The following is a 2,126-nucleotide window of genomic DNA, read 5'->3' as shown; positions in this document are numbered from 1 at the left end:
TGTTCCTCTTGACATTCCAGCTGTTCATGTAATAGTCCTGTTATCTGCAAAAACTTTGGTAACACGAAGTTCTTCTAAATTCACAGAATTTCCGTATAACAAGTCGCGAGCATAAGTGAAAGTCTCCTTAATTTTAGGTATTAGCAACTTAATTCTATGGGACTTTATGCTTTTTTTTTGCAAAAAAAATGTTGGGGGTGCCAGTTAGTAACTGGCACCCCAACATTTTATTATAGAGCCTGTTTTATTACATTGGGAGGCTATTTTAGTGTGACATCCCCTTATACATATAAAATAACCCCTATATCAACCGTAACTTAAAAGTATCAGATAACGCTTCAAGCATTTTTATCCCTGCAAGGCTGTTGCCTTTATCATCCAAAGCGGGGCCAAACACGCCAATACCGCATCTTCGCGGTACAGATACCATAATACCACCAGATACTCCGCTCTTAGCCGGAAGTCCGACCTTAATAGCAAATTCACCAGAACCATCATATAGACCGCAAGTAATCATGAGCATGTTAACTATACGGCAATGGTTTGTTTGGATAACCCGTTCTCCAGTTCCCGGAATTATCCCGTTATTAGCCAGCACAGCTCCAATAGCCGCTAAATCCCTGCAAGTAACCTTGATGGCACATTGTTTGAAATATACATCCAGCGTGTCTTCTACATCACCATGAAGCAGGCCAATATCTTTTAAAAAGTACCCCATAGACCGGTTACGATGACCTGTGGCTTTTTCCGACAGATAAACAGTGTGATCAATATCCAGCAACGAATTCGAGGCAATCTTTCGGGCAAAATTCAATATCTTAGCAAATCTCTGTGCAGGAGAGTTTCCAGATATTAAATTACAGACAGCAATCGCACCGGCATTAATAAACTGGTTATATGGCTTTGAAAGTTTAGAATGCTCGAGCTTTATAATGGAGTTGAAAGCATCACCAGTCGGTTCCATCCCTACTACCTTTAAATACGCGTTCCGCCCCGACTTCTTCAAGAGCTAACAACAGACTAATAACCTTTGAAATACTTTGCATGGTAAATGGCTGGTTTACAGCCCCACTTTCGAATACCTGACCTTTTAAATCCATGAGTGCTATGCCCAGTGTGGTTTTATTTGCCATAGCAAGAGCCGGTATGTATGAAGCAACATGTCCTTCATCGGCAAAAGGCAGACAGCGCTTTATGATTTCATCAAGCAGGCTAGCATCATGCACCAAAGCGGTTTCCTGCATATGACCACCCTACTCTGCAGCAAAATTGTGTCAGTCACTATTACGCTTTTCAAAAGTTCCTAACACGATTTGCTTTTTATCACGCACCATCAATCTTCCTTTTGCCAATACATGAGTAATATTCATTTCTTGGTCTAAAATTACGATATCCGCATCACTTCCCACTTGGAGACAACCCTTTTGTGGATATAGCTTCAGAGCTTTCGCAGGATTTTCAGTAATAATTTTAATGGCATCTTCTATTTTCAATGAGTTGTCTACAATTAAGTCTCTGATTTCCCGGTAAAGGGTATCCATGCGTGCTGCCTCTAGTCCAATCAACTGTCCTTGCGCATCAAAAGCCGGCATGCTGCCATTACCATCTGAACTCATCGTAATATTGGACAGCGGTACCCCACGCTTGAGACAATATAAGACAGCATCAGACGGTTTGATACCACTCGGCTTACCCGGCATGGTAACAAAGCTTGACGTGATATCAATGAAGCCACCCATAGCGGCAAACCGGACACCTTCGTCCAACAGCTCTGGATTGCGGCTTATATGCGTAGGTATAAATTGAGTAATAGGTATTTCTCCCTCTTCAACAATAGCAAACAAGGTATTCAGTTTATTTTTTCCATCGCCGACATGCAGCTGTAAAACACCGGCTTTACCGCTCAGCATTCCGCCGACCCTGCTTTCGGCAGCCAGTTTTGCAATTTGTTCTTTAGTAGGCTGGGCTGAGCGGTGATCTGAGATGGCAATTTCCCCGCAACCAATCACTTTGTCGATAATAATAATATCATCACGTACATTGCGAGTTATGGTGTTGGTTGGCACTTCATAAGAACCTGTATAAATATAGGTTGTTACCCCTTCGCTTTCTAGCCCACGAGCTTT

3 protein-coding genes are annotated in these 2,126 nt (G+C 42.2%); all 3 read right to left on the bottom strand.

The features are described 5' to 3' along the window. Positions 1–301: 301 nt before the first annotated feature. On the bottom strand, positions 302–964 hold the full coding sequence (glsA, locus tag AC29Z1_RS17095; protein WP_488272652.1) for a glutaminase A: 663 nt from the start codon (positions 962–964) through the stop codon (positions 302–304). Next, on the bottom strand, positions 948–1,244 hold the full coding sequence (locus AC29Z1_RS17090; RefSeq protein WP_488272651.1) for a glutaminase: 297 nt from the start codon (positions 1,242–1,244) through the stop codon (positions 948–950). Before AC29Z1_RS17090 ends, glsA begins: the two co-directional genes overlap by 17 nt. A gap of 30 nt (positions 1,245–1,274) precedes the next feature. After that, positions 1,275–2,126: beta-aspartyl-peptidase (gene iadA, locus AC29Z1_RS17085; RefSeq protein WP_488272650.1), on the bottom strand; the 852-nt coding region annotated here is incomplete at its 5' end.

The organism is Sporomusa sp. (genome assembly GCF_057736855.1).
This window is presented reverse-complemented; position numbering and strand designations above follow the sequence as displayed.